At 68.5% G+C, this 14,010-nt stretch carries 15 protein-coding genes; 4 read left to right on the top strand and 11 right to left on the bottom strand.

Going from position 1 to position 14,010, the window contains the following annotated elements:
- Positions 1–123: 123 nt before the first annotated feature.
- Positions 124–1,362 carry a glycolate oxidase subunit GlcF gene (glcF, locus tag AC1DY5_RS04755; RefSeq protein ID WP_478109108.1) on the top strand — a complete coding sequence of 413 codons (1,239 nt, stop codon included), beginning with the start codon at positions 124–126 and terminating at the stop codon, positions 1,360–1,362.
- Positions 1,363–1,449: 87 nt separating this feature from the next.
- Positions 1,450–1,866, top strand: coding sequence for a carboxypeptidase regulatory-like domain-containing protein (locus AC1DY5_RS04750; RefSeq protein WP_478109106.1), 417 nt, complete (start codon positions 1,450–1,452; stop codon positions 1,864–1,866).
- On the opposite strand, the gene AC1DY5_RS04745 is transcribed toward AC1DY5_RS04750, so the two are convergent.
- Genes AC1DY5_RS04745 through lplT form a run of 3 tightly spaced genes read right to left on the bottom strand, consistent with a single transcriptional unit; the run spans position 1,867 to position 4,560 of the window.
- Positions 1,867–2,352 carry a glutathione peroxidase gene (locus AC1DY5_RS04745; RefSeq protein ID WP_478109104.1) on the bottom strand — a complete coding sequence of 162 codons (486 nt, stop codon included), beginning with the start codon at positions 2,350–2,352 and terminating at the stop codon, positions 1,867–1,869.
- Positions 2,349–3,251, bottom strand: a complete 903-nt coding sequence (locus AC1DY5_RS04740; RefSeq protein WP_478109101.1) for a DMT family transporter — start codon at positions 3,249–3,251, stop codon at positions 2,349–2,351. The genes AC1DY5_RS04745 and AC1DY5_RS04740 overlap by 4 nt, the downstream gene beginning before the upstream one ends.
- 4 nt (positions 3,252–3,255) lie before the next feature.
- Entirely contained in the window at positions 3,256–4,560 is a 1,305-nt protein-coding gene (gene lplT, locus AC1DY5_RS04735) for a lysophospholipid transporter LplT (protein WP_478109099.1), read from the bottom strand.
- 173 nt (positions 4,561–4,733) lie between these two features.
- Here lplT and alr point away from each other — a divergent pair, with 173 nt between their 5' ends.
- Both alr and AC1DY5_RS04725 read left to right on the top strand, forming a co-directional pair.
- The gene (gene alr / locus AC1DY5_RS04730) at positions 4,734–5,822 is read left to right on the top strand and encodes an alanine racemase (RefSeq protein ID WP_478109097.1); all 1,089 of its coding nucleotides are present in this window, start codon (positions 4,734–4,736) and stop codon (positions 5,820–5,822) included.
- Positions 5,819–6,538: a hypothetical protein gene (locus tag AC1DY5_RS04725; protein ID WP_478109096.1), complete on the top strand. Its 720-nt coding sequence runs from the start codon at positions 5,819–5,821 to the stop codon at positions 6,536–6,538. The genes alr and AC1DY5_RS04725 overlap by 4 nt, the downstream gene beginning before the upstream one ends.
- Before the next feature lie 18 nt (positions 6,539–6,556).
- Here AC1DY5_RS04725 and AC1DY5_RS04720 read toward each other — a convergent pair whose 3' ends face one another.
- The 8 genes from AC1DY5_RS04720 to hpaE form a co-directional block, all read right to left on the bottom strand.
- Positions 6,557–7,534, bottom strand: a complete 978-nt coding sequence (locus AC1DY5_RS04720; RefSeq protein WP_478109094.1) for a 2-dehydropantoate 2-reductase — start codon at positions 7,532–7,534, stop codon at positions 6,557–6,559.
- 4 nt (positions 7,535–7,538) lie between these two features.
- Positions 7,539–8,330, bottom strand: coding sequence for a class II aldolase/adducin family protein (locus AC1DY5_RS04715; RefSeq protein WP_478109092.1), 792 nt, complete (start codon positions 8,328–8,330; stop codon positions 7,539–7,541).
- Positions 8,331–8,349: 19 nt separating this feature from the next.
- Entirely contained in the window at positions 8,350–9,348 is a 999-nt protein-coding gene (locus tag AC1DY5_RS04710; protein ID WP_478109089.1) for a Bug family tripartite tricarboxylate transporter substrate binding protein, read from the bottom strand.
- Between the two features lie 199 nt (positions 9,349–9,547).
- Positions 9,548–10,357 (bottom strand): aldolase/citrate lyase family protein, encoded by an 810-nt coding sequence (locus AC1DY5_RS04705; RefSeq protein ID WP_478109086.1) that lies wholly within the window; start codon positions 10,355–10,357, stop codon positions 9,548–9,550.
- 12 nt (positions 10,358–10,369) lie between these two features.
- Positions 10,370–11,173 carry a 2-oxo-hept-4-ene-1,7-dioate hydratase gene (gene hpaH / locus AC1DY5_RS04700; RefSeq protein WP_478109084.1) on the bottom strand — a complete coding sequence of 268 codons (804 nt, stop codon included), beginning with the start codon at positions 11,171–11,173 and terminating at the stop codon, positions 10,370–10,372.
- A gap of 3 nt (positions 11,174–11,176) precedes the next feature.
- Positions 11,177–11,584, bottom strand: coding sequence for a 5-carboxymethyl-2-hydroxymuconate isomerase (locus AC1DY5_RS04695; RefSeq protein ID WP_478109082.1), 408 nt, complete (start codon positions 11,582–11,584; stop codon positions 11,177–11,179).
- Between the two features lie 30 nt (positions 11,585–11,614).
- Positions 11,615–12,538 carry a 3,4-dihydroxyphenylacetate 2,3-dioxygenase gene (gene hpaD, locus AC1DY5_RS04690; RefSeq protein ID WP_478109080.1) on the bottom strand — a complete coding sequence of 308 codons (924 nt, stop codon included), beginning with the start codon at positions 12,536–12,538 and terminating at the stop codon, positions 11,615–11,617.
- Positions 12,539–12,540: 2 nt separating this feature from the next.
- Positions 12,541–13,998, bottom strand: coding sequence for a 5-carboxymethyl-2-hydroxymuconate semialdehyde dehydrogenase (gene hpaE, locus AC1DY5_RS04685; protein ID WP_478109078.1), 1,458 nt, complete (start codon positions 13,996–13,998; stop codon positions 12,541–12,543).
- Positions 13,999–14,010 lie beyond the last annotated feature (12 nt).

Raw genomic sequence — 14,010 nt, 5'->3', positions numbered from 1 at the left:
CTTCGACACCCTGAGCGCCCCCATCGAGCGCATCCATCGTGCGCTAATGAACGAGTTCGACCCCCACGCCGTCTTCGATCGCGAACGGCTCCTTCCCGCCCAACCCGCGCACTGAAGCTCCGCATGCAAACCGAACTCGCTCCCGAATTCAAGGGCACCGCCGACGGCCGCGAGGCCGAGGCGATCCTGCGCAAGTGCGTGCACTGCGGCTTCTGCACCGCCACCTGCCCGACCTACCAGCTGCTCGGCGACGAGCTCGACGGTCCGCGCGGGCGCATCTACCTGATCAAGCAGGTGCTCGAAGGCAAGACGCCGACCCGCAGCACGCAGCTGCACCTCGACCGCTGCCTGACCTGCCGCAACTGCGAGAGCACCTGCCCGAGCGGCGTGCAGTACGGCTACCTGGTCGACATCGGCCGCAAGATCGTCGACCAGAAGGTGCCGCGTCCGGCGCTCGAAAGTGCCGTGCGCTGGACCCTCAAGGAAGCGCTGCCGTCGCCGCTGTTCGCCCCCGCGATGAAGCTGGGCCAGGCGGTGCGCGGCCTGCTGCCGGCCGGGCTCAAGGCCAAGGTGCCGGCGCCGCGGCCGGCGGGCGCGTGGCCGACCCGCTCGCACGCCCGCAAGATGCTGATGCTGGCCGGCTGCGTGCAGCCGTCGATGGCGCCCAACATCAACAGCGCGACCGCCCGCGTGCTCGACGCCGCCGGCATCGAGGCCGTGATCGCGAAGAACGCCGGCTGCTGCGGCGCGGTCAAGTTCCACCTCAACGACCAGGACGGCGCCAAGGCGCAGATGCGCGCCAACATCGACGCCTGGTGGCCGCAGGTCGAGGGCGACGCCGTCGAGGCGATCGTCATGAACGCCTCGGGCTGCGGCGTCACGGTGCGCGAGTACGGCCACATCCTGAGGGACGACCTGGCCTACGCGGCCAAGGCCGCGCGCATCAGCGCCCTGACCCGCGACCTGAGCGAGTTGCTGCCCGAGCTGGTGCCGGCATTGAAGGGGCGCGTGAACGCGCCGGCCGGCGTGCTGGCCTACCACCCGCCGTGCACGCTGCAGCACGGCCAGAAGCTGCGCGGCGGCGTCGAGGTCAACCTGCGCGCGCTCGGCTTCGACATCCAGGTGGCGGGCAGCGAGTCGCACCTGTGCTGCGGCTCGGCCGGCACCTATTCGGTACTGCAGCCCGAGCTGGCCTACCCGCTGCGCGACCGCAAGCTGGGTCACCTGAACCAGCTGCAGCCCACGGCCATCGTGTCGGCCAACATCGGCTGCATCACGCACCTGCAAAGCGGCACCCAGACGCCCGTGCGGCACTGGGTCGAGCTGCTGGACGCCGCGCTGGCGGCCGAATCGGCGGCCTGATCGCACAGGCGCAAGGGGTCTGGTCCGACCCCCGGCGCGACGGCGGCGCGCGAGGATGCCGGGGTGTTCCCCCACGGGAGATTCCTGATGCGTGCCTCTGTCCGAACCCTGCTGCGCGGCGCGACCCTCTGCGTCTGTGCCGCCGCCCCCTGGGCCGCCCAGGCCCAGATCACCACGATGCCGCCAATGAAAGTCCAGGATACCGGCCGCTACGTCTGCGGCGGCATCGGTGCCGAGGAATCCACCGCCCTGCGCGCGGCCATGAAGGACCACCCGCTGTCGCTTCTGTTCGCCCGCGCCGGCGGCGACTACCTGGCCGATGTCGACGTCATGGTGAAGGATGCGAAGGGCGGCATCGCGCTGGCGATGCGCGCCAGCGGCCCGATCTGCCTGATCGACCTGCCGGCCGGCCGCTACACGGTCGAAGCCGCCAGCGAGGGCGTCACCAAGACCGAGGTCGTGACGCTGGGCAGCGGCTCCAAGACCGCCGACTTCAGATTCTGATCAGGCGGCGAGCGCGGCCTCGATGTCGCCGGCGATCGACTCGGGCTTGTCGACCGGCGCATAGCGCTTCAGCACCCGCCCGTCCTTGCCGACCAGGAACTTGGTGAAGTTCCATTTGATCGCGGTGCTGCCGAGCAGCCCCGGCGCCTCCTTGACCAGCCACTTGTAGAGCGGCGCCGCGTCGCTGCCGTTGACGTCGATCTTTTCCATCATCGGAAAGCTGACGCCGTAGTTCTCGGTGCAGAAGGCGCTGATCTCGACGTTGCTGCCCGGGTCCTGGCTCATGAACTGGTTCGACGGGAAACCCAGCACCGTGAGGCCCCGGTCCGCGTACTTCTTGTACAGCGCCTCCAGCCCCTCGAACTGCGGCGTGAAGCCGCACTTGCTGGCCGTGTTGACGATCAGCAGCACCTTGCCGCGGAAGTCTGAAAGCGGGGCCGGCCGGCCGTCGATGCGGCGGGCTTCGAAATCGTAGATGCTGGTCATGGCATGTCCTTGGCGGAAACCGATCGCCTATCATCGCCCCCCGCCGGCGCGCGCGCAAACGACGACCACACCGCCGCCGTCACGATCAGCGCGCCGCCGATCCAGATCCGCGCCTCCATCGTGGCGGCGCCGAGCGCCACCGAGGAGATGCTTGCGAACAGCACTTCCGACAGCATGATCACCGAGGTCGCGCTGGCCGTCAGCCGCGCGGCGCCGTACTGCAGGCAGACGTTGGCGAAGACGAAGCCGGTGCCCAGCAGCAGCGCCCAGCCCCACCAGCCGCTGTCGGCCAGCGGCGGCGGCGCCATCACGCCGAGGGCGGTGCCGACCAGTGCGGTCGCCCCGGCCATCACCGCGCAGCCGCCGAACATCGCCAGTGCCCGGGCCTCGCCGGCTGCGCTGCGCAGCCGGCGCAGCAGGATGTTGGTCACCGCGAAGCCGAAGCCGGCGGCCACGCCGAGCCAGTCCGCCAGGCTGGCCGGCACCGGCCAGTCGACCTCGGGCGACTTCAGCACTACCGCCACGCCGGCCAGCGCCAGCGCCACCCGGGCCAGGGCCGCGGGGGTCGGGCGCTCGCCCAGGAAGATCCAGGCCAGCAGCACGCTCCACAGCGGCATCAGGTAGAACAGCAGCACCACGCGCACCACGTCGCCCTGCGTCACCGCCCAGTTGAAGCCGACATTGGTGAAGCCCGCCGCCAGGCCCAGCAGCACCAGCGCAGGCTGCCGCGCGAACAGGGGCCAGACCTGGCGCCGCAGAAGCGCCATCGCGAGCGCGATGGCGACGTAGACCAGGCAGGTCGCCCACACCGGATGCAGGCCGTGGCCTTCGATCTGACGAAAAGGAAACCAGGAGACGCCCCAGACGAAGGCGTTGAAGATCAGCGCGAGAGCGGGCAACGGCTCAGTGGTGCTTGTCGCTGCGCGCGATGGCGAGCAGGTGCTCGACCTCTTCGGGATAGCGCTTCAGGTTGTTCTGGTGCCAGCGCTTGATGAGGTACATGAAGCCGGCCACGACGACGCCGAAGGCAGTGATCGCCGAGTAGGCCGACAGGCCGATGCCGGTGCAGGCGCTGTAGAACGCGCCCAGGACCAGGATGCACGACTGCTCGTTGAAGTTCTGCACCGCGATCGAGCGGCCGGCGCCCATCAGGTTGTGGCCGCGGTGCTGCAGCAGCGCGTTCATCGGCACCACCAGGAAGCCGCCCAGGCCGCCGAGCAGGATCAGGAAGGGCACTGCCAGCCAGATGCTGCCGATGAAGTTCATGCCGATCACCAGCAGTCCCATGCCGATGCCCATCGGGATCACGCGCGTGGCCATGTCCAGCCGCATCCGCATCGACGCCACGATGGCGCCGACCGCCGTGCCGATCGCCACTACGCCGGTCAGCGAGGAGGCCTGCGCCGTGTTGTAGCCCAGCGCCAGCGAGGCCCAGGCCAGCACGATGTACTTGAGGTTGCCGCCGGCGCCCCAAAACAGGGTGGTCGTGGCGAGCGAGATCTGGCCGAGCTTGTCGCGCCACAGGCGCGAGTTGCACTGCCAGAAATCGGGCAGCAGCGCGACCATGTTGCGCACCATGCCGTGCTGCGGATTGGACCGCAGCGGCCGCATCTCGACGCCGGTCAGCGGGATGCGGGTGTTGAACCAGGCGGCCACGATGTAGACCAGGATCAGTGCCGAGATCGCGGCCTCGGGCGGCGTGTTGACGCCGGTGTCGATCATCGGGAAATCGATTGCCAGCAGGTGGCTCGACAGCGCATGGCCGACCAGCTGCCCGCCGAGCACGATGCCCAGGATGATCGAGGCGATGGTCAGCCCCTCGATCCAGCCGTTGGCCTTGACCAGCTGGGAGGCCGGCAGCAGCTCGGTCAAGATTCCGTACTTGGCCGGCGAATAGGCCGCGGCGCCGAGCCCGACGACCGCGTAGGCCATCAGCGGATGCGAGCCGAACAGCATCATTACGCAGCCGACTACCTTGATCGCGTTGCTGATGAACATCACCTGGCCCTTGGGCAGGGCGTCGGCGAAGGCCCCCACCAGCGGCGCCAGCGCCACATAGAAGACGGTGAAGATCGGCACCAGCGCGGCCCGCTGCCATTCCGGTGCGCCGCTGCTTCGCATCAGCTCCACCGCGGCCACGAAAAGCGCGTTGTCGGCCAGCGACGAAAAGAACTGGGCCGACATGATGGTGTAAAAACCGCGCTTCATCGATGAGCTGGCTGGCCAGGGGTGGGAGAGCTGGCGGTAGTGGAAAAAGGTTCCGCTTCAAGAGGCGGGTGCGCGGTTATAGCATGGGGTGCGCGATGTCAGAATGGCGCTTTCCGGCCCCCACGCCGGGCCTTGTTGTGTGAGTGATTTCAGCTTTTTGCCGGGAATTTGAAGTGCCGCGTCCGATCCTTGCCACCGTCCATGCCGCCGCCTTGCGCCACAACCTCGACCGGGCGCGCCGCGCGGTCCTCGATTCCCGGGTCTGGGCGGTGGTCAAGGCCAACGCCTACGGCCATGGGGTCGAGCGGGTTTTCGACGCCTTCCGCGCCGCCGACGGCTTCGCGCTGCTCGACCTGGCCGAGGCCGAGCGGGTGCGCGCGCTGGGCTGGCGCGGCCCGATCCTGCTGCTCGAAGGGGTGTTCGAGCCGCGCGACCTCGAGCTGTGCTCCCGCCTCGACCTCTGGCACACGGTGCACTGCGACGCCCAGATCGACATGCTGGCGGCCCACAAGACCCAGGTGCCGCAGCGCGTCTTCCTCAAGATGAACTCCGGCATGAACCGCCTGGGCTTCCCGCCCGAGCGCTTCCGCTCGGTCTGGACCCGGCTCAACGCGCTGCCCCAGGTCGACGAGATCTCGCTGATGACGCACTTCAGCGACGCCGACGGCGAGCGCGGCATCGGGCACCAGGTCGAGGTCTTCGACCACGCCACGCAAGACCTGCCGGGCGAGCGCTCGATCGCCAACAGCGCCGCCACGCTGCGCCACCCGGCCGTGACCCGGGCCGACTGGGTGCGTCCGGGCATCATGCTGTACGGCAGCGCCCCCGACTTCCCCGAGCACGACGCCGAGCACTGGCAGCTGCAGCCGGCCATGACGCTCGCCACCCGGCTGATCGGGGTGCAGACGCTGAAGGCCGGCGACACCATCGGCTACGGCTCCAGCTTCCGCGCCGAAGGGCCGATGCGCATCGGCGTCGCCGCGGTCGGCTATGCCGACGGCTACCCGCGGCACTGCAGCACCGGCACGCCGGTGCTGGTCGACGGCGTGCGCACGCGCATGGTCGGGCGCGTCAGCATGGACATGATCACTGTCGACCTGACGCCGGTGCCCGACGCCGGCTTCGGCGCCGAGGTCACGTTGTGGGGCCGCTCGTCGAAGGGCGCCCTGCTGCCGATCGACGAGGTGGCGAAGGCCGGCGGCACCGTCGGCTACGAGCTGATGTGCGCCGTGGCGCCGCGCGTTCCGATCATTTCAGATTGAAGATCCTCTCCGACTGGCGGTCGGTCCGGCTCTGGGAGTCGCGCGTCGAGCAGGCGCTGCACCGCAGCTACGACTTGCGGCTGCACGGCTTGGTGATCGGCACCGTGATCCTGCTCTTGATGTGGGGGGTGTCGCACCTGCAGTTGCGCCTGGGCGTCGACACCCTGGCCCTGCGCTATGCGCTGACGCTGGGCGCCGGCTACGGCGCCTTCCTGCTGCTGCTGCGCTGGTGGGCGGCGCGATTGGTGCAGCGCAACACGGGCTTGAATCCCGACCTGGCCGATCCCGGCATGGTCGACTGGCCGTCGGCCCACGGGTCGGCGGCCAAGCTCGACGCCGGCGGCCTGCCGGACGTGGGCGGCGGCGCGCTCGACTTGGTGGGCGGCGTCGACGAGGGCGCGGTGGTCGTGGTGCCGTTGCTGGCGATCTTCCTGATAGGCGTCGCCGTCGTGTTCGGCGCCGGCGCGCTGGTGATGCTCTACTTCGGCTCGGATGCGCTGCTCGCGGTGGCGGTCGAGATCGCCTTCTCGTACGTGTCGGCGCAGGCGGCCGTGCGCATCGCGCGCGAGGGCTGGCTGGCGGTCGCGGTGCGGCTGAGCTGGAAGCCGCTGCTCGGCGCGCTGCTGTGCGCGGTGTTGCTGGGCGCGACCATCGACCGCTTCATGCCGCAGGCGCATTCGCTGCCCGCGGCGGTACGGGTGCTGCTCAATCGCTGAGTCCGGCCGCCGGCCGCCTCAATACAAGCCGAGCTGCCGTGTCTGCAGCCTCGCCAGCCCCAGCAGCGCATCCGTGAACGGCGTCGCTATGCCGGCGCGCTGCCCCAGTTCGCGCACCGCGGTGACCAGCGCGTCGAGCTCCACGGCGCGGCCGGCTTCCACGTCCTGCAGCATCGAGGTCTTGAAGGCGCCGAGCTTGCGGGTGATGGCATGCCGGTCTTCGGGACTGTCGGCGATCGGCACGCCGATGCGCGCGCCGATCTCCTTGGCCTCCAGCATGATGGTCGAGATGAAGCCGCGCACCAGGTCGTCGTTAAGGATGACATCGGTGGTGGCGCCGGTCAGCGCGCTGATCGGGTTGACCGTCATGTTGCCCCAGAGCTTGTACCAGACGTCCTTCTGGATCTGCGGCGAAAGCTTGGTGTCGATGCCGGCGCCGGTCAGCAGGTCGAGCAGCGCCCTGGCGCGCGGCGTCGCCTCGCCCGAGGGCTCGCCGATGATCAGGCCGTTGCCGAAGACGTGACGCACCACGCCCGGCGCGTCGAGCGCGCAGCTGGCATGCACCACGCAGCCGATCACGTGCCTGGCGGGAATCGCGGCGTCGATGCGGCCGCCGGGGTCGACCGCCTCCAGCTGCGCACCGGCCAGCGGGCCGCCGAAGCCGCCCTGCAGGAACCACCAGGGCACGCCGTTCATGGCTGTCAGCACGATGGTGTCGGGGCCCAGCAGCGGCGCGATCTGCTGCGCCACCGCGGGCAACGCCGGCGCCTTCACGGCAACGATCACGAGGTCTTGCACGCCGAGCGTCTTCGGGTCCTCGCTGGCCTTGACCGGCACCGCCACGCGCGTGTCGCCGCTCGCCAGGATGAGCCCGTCGCGCTTCAGCGCTTCGAGCGTGGCGCCGCGCGCCACCACGTCGATGGCCGAGCCCGCCTGCGCGAGCTTCGAGCCGATCCAGCCGCCGATCGCGCCGGCGCCGTAGATGCAGACCTTCATGATTTCAATTCTTGTAACTGGTATCGATGCGGTCGACCTGGCGCACCAGCGCGTCGAACACATCCTGCCCGGCGCCGTGCGCCGGATTGAACTGCAGCGCGTCGCGCGTGCAGCGTTGCGCGATCTCCTCGCTGACGGGAATCGGCGGCCCCATCGAGAAGGTCGCCATCTGGATCTCGCATGCGCGCTGCAGGGTCCAGAGGATCGCGAAGGTCTGCGGCAGCGTCTGGCCCCAGACCAGCAGGCCATGGTTGCGCAGGATCACCGCCTGCCGGTCGCCGATGCTCTTCAACAGGCGCGGGCCCTCGTCGGCATGGATGGTGATGCCCTCGAAGTCGTGGTACGCGACCATGCCGTGCAACTGCGCGGTATAGAAATTGGTCTGCTGCAGGCCGCCCTGCACGCAGGCCACCGCCACGCCGGCGGTGGTGTGGGTGTGCATCACGCAGTGCGCGCCGGGCAATCCGTCGTGGATCGCGGCATGCACTGTGAAGCCGGCCGGATTCACCGGGTAGGTCGAGCCGTCGAGCACCCGGCCCTGCAGGTCGATCTTGACCAGGTTGCTGGCCGTGACCTCGCTGTAGTGCAGGCCGAAGGGATTGATCAGGAACTGCTTCTCGCCACCGCTCACGCTGTTGGGCAGCCGCACCGTGATGTGGTTGTAGATCATCTCGGTCCAGCCCAGCATCGCGAACACGCGGTAGCAGGCGGCGAGCTGCAGCCGGGCGGTGCGCTCGTCGGGGTGGAGGGCGGGATGCACCAGCGCCGAGGGCGATGGGGTGCCGAGTGTGTTCATCTGCAGTTCCCTTTCATGGTCAACCTTCCGCGGTGAAGCCGACCTGCTTGACGATCGGCGCCCACTTGGCGATGTCTTTCTTGATCAGTTCCGTTAGCTCGGCGGGCGTGGAGGACATCGCCTCCAGGCCGAAGTTCGCCAGGCCGTCGATCACGTCCTTCTGCGCCAGTGCCACCTTGAAGGCGGCGTTGGCGCGATTCACCACGTCGGGCGAGGCCTTGGCCGGCAGCAGGAAGGCGAACCATTCGCTGTGCGTCATGTCCTTGATGCCTTGCTCTTCGAAGGTCGGCACGTCGGGCGCAAAGCGGCTGCGCTTGGCGCCGGAGACGCCGAGGATGCGGACCTTGCCCGTGGGCAGGTGCTGCGTGATGTCGCCGATCGGGCCAGAAACCGCGGCAATGTTGCCGCCCAGCAAGTCGAGCATCGCCGGCTGGGTGCCGCGGTAGGCCGCGTGCTTCAGTTCCACGCCCGCGCTCTTGCCGAGCAGCGCGCCGATAAAGTGCGGCGTCGAGCCGGCCGCCGGCGAGCCGAAGTTGGCGCCTTCGGGATGCGTCTTGGCCCACGCCAGGAACTCGGGCACCGTCTTGACCGTCAGCGGCACTGCCGGTCCGACCGCGAAGCCGAAGTCGAATACGCAGGCGATGGTCACCGGCGTCAGGTCGACCAGCGGGTCGTAGGGCAGCTTCTTGTAGATGTGCGGATAGATCGTAAGGATCGAGGTCGGCGTCTGCAGGATCGTGGCGCCATCGGCCGGCTGGCTCTTGACGTAGGTGACGGCGATCTGGCCGCCCGCGCCGGTGCGGTTCTCGACCACCACCGCACGGCCATAGTCGGGCTGCAGCCGGGTCGCGACGCGACGGCAGGTGGTGTCGGAGGTGCCGCCGGCTGCGAAACCCGTGATCAGCCGCGCGGTCTCGAACGGGAAGGATTGCGACTGCGCAAAGACTTGCTGGCCCAGGCTGGCCAGCAGCGCGGAGGCGCTGGTGGACTGCAGCAGATGGCGGCGGGTGATGGTCATTCGATGTCTCCTCGGGATGGATGGATGGATGTTTGGTTTGAACGCGTCGCGCAGCCGGGAGGCGGCGCTGCGGAGGGTCACAGCGCCCTGGTGGCCAGGCCGCGCGCTGAGGGCATATTCTTCCTGCAACCCGCGCTGCCTGACACCCGCGTTTACCTCACGTCCTCAATCAAAGATCCTCGCATCGATCGTCTGTCGGTCAGTAGGTGCCCCCGGCCGCCGCGGGCTTGGCGGCGCCCTTGAAGCTCGCCGCCAGTGCGCTGGTGCCGCGCACCAGCAGGTTGGTGTCGAGGCCGACGGCGACGAAGGTCGCGCCGAGCGCCAAGTACTTGCGCGCCAGCGTCTCGTTCGGCGTCAGGATGCCCGCGGCCTTGCCGGCGCGCTGGATGCGCGCGATGGCGTCCTCGATCGCGGCCTGTACCTCGGGGTGGTCGGAGTCGCCCACGTGCCCCATCGAGGCCGACAGGTCGGCCGGCCCGATGAAGACGCCGTCGACGCCGTCGATCGCCGCGATCGCTTCGAGCTTGGCCAGCGCCTCGCGCGACTCGGCCTGCACCAGCAGGCAGACGTGCTCGTTGGCGTCCTTGGCATAGCTCGGGTAGCGGCCCCAGCGCGAGGCGCGCGCCCCGCCCATGCCGCGGATGCCCTCGGGCGGATAGCGCATCGCGCGCACGATCGCGTGGGCCTGCTCGGGCGTGTCGACCATCGGCACCAGCAGCGTCTGCAGGCCGAGGTCGAGGTACTGCTTGATCAGCGCCGCGCCGGCGTCGCCGTGGCCCAGCGGCACGCGCGCGATCGCGTTCACGCCCGGATAGGCGGCGATCGCCTGCGCCTGCTGCAGGATGCTGGCCAGCCCGTTGGGCGAATGCTCGCCGTCGATCAGCAGCCAGTCGAAGCCGGCGCCGGCGCAGATCTCGGCGCTGTAGGCATCGGCCAGGCCGAGCCAGAGGCCGATCTGGGCGCGCTTGTCGATCAGGGCTTGCTTGAATGGGTTCGTAGGTGTGGTCATGAATTGTGTCTTTCAGACGAAGCGAAAGGAGATGGCGCCGAGCGGGCCGTAGTCCGCATGGAAGGTGTCGCCGGGCAGCGCGGCAATGGGCCGCGTGAACGAGCCGCCGAGCACCACCTCGCCGGCCTCCAGGCACTCGTCCCAGGGCGCCAGCTTGTTGGCGAGCCAGGCGACGCCGGTGGCGGGGTGGTTGAGCACCGCGGCCGCGACGCCCGACTCTTCGATCACGCCGTTCTTGTACAGCAGCGCGCTGACCCAGCGCAGGTCGACCGCGTCGGGCTTCACAGGCCGGCCACCGGTCACGATGCCGGCATTGGCCGCATTGTCGGAGATGGTGTCGAACACCTTGCGCATCTGCTTGGTGTGGCGGTCGAACTGCTCGATGCGCGAATCGATGATCTCGATCGCCGGCACCACGTAGTCGGTGGCCGCGAGCACGTCGAAGATCGTCACTCTCGGGCCCTGCAGCCGCTTGCCGAGCACGAAGGCCAGCTCGACCTCGACCCGCGGCGCGATGAAGCGCGTGAACGGGATGTCGCCGCCCTGGTCGAAGAACATGTCGTCGAGCAAGGTGCCGTAGTCGGGCTCGTTGATCTGGCTCGCCTGCTGCATGGCGCGCGAGGTCAGACCGATCTTGTGGCCCTTGACGATGCGGCCCTCGGCGATCTTGGTCTTGACCCATTCGCGCGAGATCCCATAGCCATCCTCGATGGTCATCTCGGGATAGCGCTTCGAGAAATGCTCGACCTGCACGCGCGACTTCTCGCTCTCGTGCAGTTCCGCGGCCAGCTGCTGGATGAGTTTGTGGGCGAGCATGGTTCAGGCCTTGTTGAAGAGCGGATGCAGATTGCTGTGCTTGCCGTCGTAGACCTGGCCCGGGCTCTCGTCGATCTGCAGCGTGATGCCGATGTGGCGGGTGTCGAAGATCGGCGCGAAGTGCGCCTTGGTCACGTCGAGCAGCGCATCGCCGATGCGCTTCTGCACCGAGGCCGATCGCCCCGCGCCCATGCGCACGTTGAGGTAGACGAAGGCGTAGTCGCCCCGGCCGTCGGCCACCGCGTAGTGCGCGGCCGGGTAGGCCAGCACGCGCGTGCCGCCGGTCGGGTAGACCTGCCTGCCCTCGTCGTCGCGCTGTGCGAGCATGCAGTCGGCCAGCGCGCGGCAGAGCGTCGACATGTGGGTCTCGGCTTCGATGTTGGGCGTGTAGAGGATCACGAGATGCGGCATGCGGTTCTCCGAGGCGATGCGTTCAACGGCTCAAAGGCGCGAAACGCTCTGGAATCCCTCGGCACTGGAGGCCTGCGCCTTCGGGATCGCGTGGCCATCCTGCGGCGTGATGGGGAAGACGGCATTGATCTGGCCGGTGGCAGAAGATCCGAAATAGGGAGTGACTACTTCCGCCTTGCCGTCGTAGGCCGACCAGCCCAGGGCGCCGAGCACCATGGCCGTGTCGTGCATGAAGCCTTCGCCGTGGCCCTTGGCCGCGTACTCCGGCAGCATCGCGCAGAAGTCGGCCCACTCGCCGTTCTGCCACATCCGCACCACCTCGTGGTCCATGCGCTCCAGCAGCGGGCTCCAGACCCGGTCGGCGAACTGCGGCGCCAGGCCGTTCTGCGCGAAGCGATGCGACAGCGATCCGCTGGCGAAGAAGGCCACGGTGCCGTCGTAGTGGTCTTCCACCGCACGGCGCATGGCCCAGCCCAGGCGGGCGCTGTCGTTCAGGTAGTGGCTGGTGCACAGGGCCGAGACGCAGATCGCCTTGAAGTGCAGGTCCTCGTTCATGTAGCGCATCGGGACCAGCGTGCCGTATTCGGGCCCGAGCGTGGTGGCGTCGTGCGCCAGCGTCTCCACGCCCCATTGGTTGCACGTTGCCGCCAGCAGCTTGCCGAGATCCGGGTTGCCCGGAACCTCGTAGGGCATGTTGCTGATGAAGTGCGGCAACTCGTTGCTGGTGTAGACGCCCTTGAAATGCGGCGCGCAATTCAGGTGGTAGCTCGCGTTCACCAGCCAGTGGGTGTCAAACACCACGATGGTGTCGACGCCCAGTTCGCGGCAGCGGCGGCCGATTTCCTTGAGCCCGTCGATGGCAGCCTGCCGACGGCCCTTGCGCGGGCCGTCCAGTTCGCTCAGGTAGAGCGAGGGCACGTGCGTGATCTTGGCGGCGAGCGCGAGTCTTCCCATGGTCAAGCCCCCCAGTGAGGAATGTGATGACTGCCCAGGCTCACCGCGACATTCTTCGGCTCGCAGAAGACCTCGTAGCTCCAGGTGCCGCCTTCACGTCCCGTGCCCGAGGCCTTGGTGCCGCCGAAGGGCTGGCGCAGGTCTCGCACGTTCTGGCTGTTGACGAAGCACATGCCGGCTTCCACGGCCGCCGCCACGCGGTGCGCCTTGCCGATGTTCTCGGTCCACACATAGCTCGACAGGCCATAGGCGATGTCGTTGGCAAGCCGGATCGCCTCGGCCTCGTCCTTGAACGGAATCAGGCAGGCCACCGGCCCAAAGATCTCTTCCTGCGCGATCTTCATGCGGTTGTCGACATCGGCGAACACCGTCGGCAGCACGTAGTTGCCTTTCCTCACGCGGTCCGGAAGCTCGGGCGCGCCAAGGCCGCCGCACAGCATCGTCGCGCCTTCCTTCGGCCCCAGCTCGATATAGCTGCGCACCTTGGCCAGGTGGCTCTGCGAGATCATCGGCCCGACGATGGTCTTCTCGTCGAGCGGGTCGCCGACCGTGATGCGCTTCGCGCGCTCGGCGAACCTTGCCGCGAAGTCGGCATAGATCGACTGCTGCACCAGGATGCGCGAGCCCGCGGTGCAGCGCTCGCCGTTGTTGCTGAAGATCATGAAGATCGCCGCATCGAGCGCGCGGTCGAGGTCGGCATCCTCGAAGATCAAGAACGGGCTCTTGCCGCCGAGTTCCATGCTGAACTTCTTGAGACCCGCGCTCTTCACAATGCGGTTGCCCGTGGCGGTCGATCCGGTGAACGAGATCGCGCGCACGTCGGGGTGCGCCACCAGCGGCTCGCCGACTTCCTTGCCGTAGCCGTGCACCAGGTTCAGCACGCCGGCCGGAATGCCGGCCTCGAGCGCCAGCTCGCCCAGCCGCGCGGCGGTCAGCGGCGACAGCTCGCTCATCTTCAGCACCGCGGTATTGCCGAAGGCCAGGCAGGGCGCGACCTTCCACGTCGCCGTCATGAAGGGCACGTTCCACGGCGAGATCAGCGCGCACACGCCGACCGGGTGGAACAGCGTGTAGTTCAGGTGGGTGGGCGTCGGGTAGGTGTGGCCGTCGACCCGCGTGCACATCTCGGCGAAGTAGTAGAAGTTGTCGGCCGCGCGCGGCACCAGCTGCTTGCCCGTTTGCGCGATGACCTGGCCGCAGTCGTTGGTCTCGGTCTGCGCGATCTCGGGCACGTTCTTCGCGATCAGGTCGCCGAGCTTGCGGATCAGCCTGGCGCGTTCGGGCGCGGGCAGCCCGGCCCAACTCGGGAAAGCTTCCCTGGCGGCGGCCACGGCCGCGTTCACTTCGGCTTCGCCGCCCGATGCGACCTCGGCCAGCACTTCCTGCGTGGCGGGGTTGACGGTCTGAAAGTAGTCGCGGCCGGCGACGGCTTTGCCGTTGATGAGGTGGTCGATCTGCATGGGGGTCTTTCG

This window comes from Variovorax sp. P4_D9, from assembly GCF_056401695.1.
The sequence above is the reverse complement of the archived record's forward strand: the minus strand, read 5'-3'. Positions and strand labels throughout refer to the sequence as shown.

Coding starts and splice junctions, on each gene's coding strand:
- glcF (WP_478109108.1), top strand. CDS start 124: ATGCAAACCGAACTCGCTCCCGAATTCAAGGGCACCGCCGACGGCCGC.
- AC1DY5_RS04750 (WP_478109106.1), top strand. CDS start 1,450: ATGCGTGCCTCTGTCCGAACCCTGCTGCGCGGCGCGACCCTCTGCGTC.
- AC1DY5_RS04745 (WP_478109104.1), bottom strand. CDS start 2,352: ATGACCAGCATCTACGATTTCGAAGCCCGCCGCATCGACGGCCGGCCG.
- lplT (WP_478109099.1), bottom strand. CDS start 4,560: ATGAAGCGCGGTTTTTACACCATCATGTCGGCCCAGTTCTTTTCGTCG.
- AC1DY5_RS04720 (WP_478109094.1), bottom strand. CDS start 7,534: ATGAAGGTCTGCATCTACGGCGCCGGCGCGATCGGCGGCTGGATCGGC.
- AC1DY5_RS04715 (WP_478109092.1), bottom strand. CDS start 8,330: ATGAACACACTCGGCACCCCATCGCCCTCGGCGCTGGTGCATCCCGCC.
- AC1DY5_RS04710 (WP_478109089.1), bottom strand. CDS start 9,348: ATGACCATCACCCGCCGCCATCTGCTGCAGTCCACCAGCGCCTCCGCG.
- AC1DY5_RS04705 (WP_478109086.1), bottom strand. CDS start 10,357: ATGACCACACCTACGAACCCATTCAAGCAAGCCCTGATCGACAAGCGC.
- hpaH (WP_478109084.1), bottom strand. CDS start 11,173: ATGCTCGCCCACAAACTCATCCAGCAGCTGGCCGCGGAACTGCACGAG.
- AC1DY5_RS04695 (WP_478109082.1), bottom strand. CDS start 11,584: ATGCCGCATCTCGTGATCCTCTACACGCCCAACATCGAAGCCGAGACC.
- hpaD (WP_478109080.1), bottom strand. CDS start 12,538: ATGGGAAGACTCGCGCTCGCCGCCAAGATCACGCACGTGCCCTCGCTC.
- hpaE (WP_478109078.1), bottom strand. CDS start 13,998: ATGCAGATCGACCACCTCATCAACGGCAAAGCCGTCGCCGGCCGCGAC.